The sequence below is a fragment of the Candidatus Dojkabacteria bacterium genome, from assembly GCA_016927995.1.
In the GTDB taxonomy this organism is placed as follows: domain Bacteria; phylum Patescibacteriota; class Dojkabacteria; order JAFGLO01; family JAFGLO01; genus JAFGLO01.
Map to the genome: position 1 here is coordinate 1 of JAFGLO010000013.1, position 2,507 is coordinate 2,507.

A 2,507-nucleotide genomic window follows, 5' to 3' on the forward strand; every position below is an offset into this window, starting at 1 on the left:
ATAACAAAAATTCCATTACCCCGAAGGGGCGGCACATGTCAGCCCAGGACGTAAGTCCTGGGGATACGGTTACAAATATACAAAAGTCATCGACCAGAGCTTTTTATTGGTATTGGTATAATGTACCAACGGCTAATTTGTTTTTCTACGCCCGCATTGTATAAAGACACTTGTTCTGTTTGTTGAAGAATCCTTTCGTTGTATGTTTTAAGGTTGAGTTCATACGAATCAAAAGTGGTTGAATAATGTTTAATTAGAGCTGGTTTTCCTTCCCAACTGTCACTACAGGCTTTAATTTGCATTTCCAAATCTTTAATCTCTTGCTCTTGATTTTCAATATCAAGCTCCAATTGATTTAGCTGCCGTTGTTCACCATCGATGTCCCTGCCTAATCTGATGAGTCGTTCCTCTCCCCCGAAACGTAAATAGTCATAGGCTTCATAAAAACCGAACAAGATTCCATTGATAAGCAGAAATACAAGCACCGTACATAATAAACCAATCCCAGTACTCACAATGCTGCTCGGTGTGTTGGATTGTATGCCTATTTCCTTCGGCATAACTGTGCCATTTTCACCGGTGCTATTCTCACTAATCAGTTCTTGCCGTTTTACTTCAACTGATATAGCCTTAATCTTGTTTGACTTTTTTTTCATCCTTACTCTCCTGCTCAGCTTCATTTTCTAATTTCTCGATATCCCTATGCATTTTTTGAAATTCTTCAAACTTTAAAGCTAATATTATAGTGACGGGCAAAGCAATTATTATTGCAACAGCGTCTCGGACTATCCCAATGTCACCTTTATCTGTTTTATAAACCCAACCTTCAGGAATATACCAAAGCGTTGACTTAAGTGTTCCAAAAATGAAAAGGGAACAACACAAGAATGCCCCTATGTTGATTGTTATAGCAGTCCTTCTATGACTTTTATTGAAAGATGATAATGTTGCAGGTTTACAAAGCCAGTAAATACAAATTAAAAAAGAGGCAAGTAACCAGATATTAAACAGGAAACATATAATCAAGAAAAATATATCCATTTCATTTCCCTTTTTCGAACCTTCTTAGCCCTTCCAATTCAGCATATATTCTTAAGAAAGCAGCCTCAGTTCTCACGCTAGCAAAACGGCCAAAAGCAGAAGAAAAATCACTTATGTAATTCTCAAATTTTGCTTCTCCTTCGGATTTACTCCAAACACTAAGCTTTATAAATTCTGACTCCAATATTTCTGGCTTGTATCCGAACACTCCAATATATAGTAATTTCGCCCACCAGTCTGACAGAAGAGCGGTATTGTTAAATAACATCAGAGGTTTTAAATATTCAGTAAACTCAGTTGGTGAAATATTTTTAGTGCCTATCTTCTCGTATAAAGAGCGATCTTTAATAGAGAGTATGCTCATGAAAAATGTTCCATATTGAAATCCCCAAATCAATTTTGTGTTTTTTTGCTCAACCATCGAAAAAACATGGGCCGTAATACGTAAGGCTTCATGTAAATCTCGTGCGTTTAAAGAAAATGCAACACAAAGATCAGCAAACGTATCTTCACAATTAGAGTCATATTCTGCGTAAGAAAACAGACCTTTCTTTTTAAATGCTTCATTGCTGAGATACTCTTTGATGATTTTTTTGCAAAATACTTTTAGAATTGCTTCTGATTTAACTGGTAAATAGACATTTCGATGAACAAATTTTTGATAGTATCTATCAAAAGCAAGACCTTGTCCAAACAAAGCCTTCGCAGATGATGCCAATTGTTTTTTATCTACTCCAAGAACAAAAACAAGCCCCTTGATATCAAAGAAGTGTTTAATTGTTTCCAAAAACTCGATCGCATAATTTGGCCTGCATCTATCTAACTCATCCACAATTATTAGGACAGATCTGTCTGAATTCCTCGTGGTTTCACAAAGCAATTTTTTTAAATCCTCAAAAAGCTTCTGTCTTTGTTCATAAAGCTCGAAACAGGCATGTCCTAATTTTGTTTTGCTATTATTGTTATCTGCTTCAGCACGTTCTCCTGCTTTTATGAAGTCTACCCCGGTAACTCTCTGCACAACATCGTTTCCAATAGACAAAGCAAATTTACAAAGCTTTCCAGCACTCTCCTTAATAGGTTCTGAGTTTTTGCCAGAGTACTCAATATCCAATAAGCATGATACAATTGCTAATAGAGGGTCTCCTTGAAAATCAGACTCCCATGCGTTTACATAGACAATCTCAAATATTTTATCAATTGCCTTAAGCTCGTTCATCCACATTTCAAAAAATGTACTTTTCCCACTTCCGAATTCGCTATTTAAACTCAGGACAAAACTTTCATCAACAAACTCAGATTCTACTTGAAGATAATTTGTAAGATCATCCGCAAATTTATCTAAGCCAAATTTATCAAAATTCGAAAACGTTTTAGCCATTTTCTACACCCTTTAAAAATTCAACTTCTCCTTACTCCAAACTGCAATCAACTTAGCACCACTTCCGAGGAATAACTAAAGGGGA

The 2,507-nt window shown here is 35.9% G+C and carries 3 protein-coding genes; all 3 read right to left on the bottom strand.

Annotation, left to right across the window (positions count from 1 at the left end):
- Positions 1-86 precede the first annotated feature (86 nt).
- Genes JW962_03295 through JW962_03305 form a run of 3 tightly spaced genes read right to left on the bottom strand, consistent with a single transcriptional unit; the run spans position 87 to position 2,422 of the window.
- Complete coding sequence (locus JW962_03295; GenBank protein MBN1374327.1) at positions 87-656, bottom strand: hypothetical protein; 570 nt, start codon at positions 654-656, stop codon at positions 87-89.
- Positions 631-1,041, bottom strand: a complete 411-nt coding sequence (locus JW962_03300; GenBank protein MBN1374328.1) for a hypothetical protein — start codon at positions 1,039-1,041, stop codon at positions 631-633. Before JW962_03300 ends, JW962_03295 begins: the two co-directional genes overlap by 26 nt.
- Position 1,042: 1 nt before the next feature.
- Positions 1,043-2,422, bottom strand: a complete 1,380-nt coding sequence (locus JW962_03305; GenBank protein ID MBN1374329.1) for a hypothetical protein — start codon at positions 2,420-2,422, stop codon at positions 1,043-1,045.
- Positions 2,423-2,507: the final 85 nt, after the last annotated feature.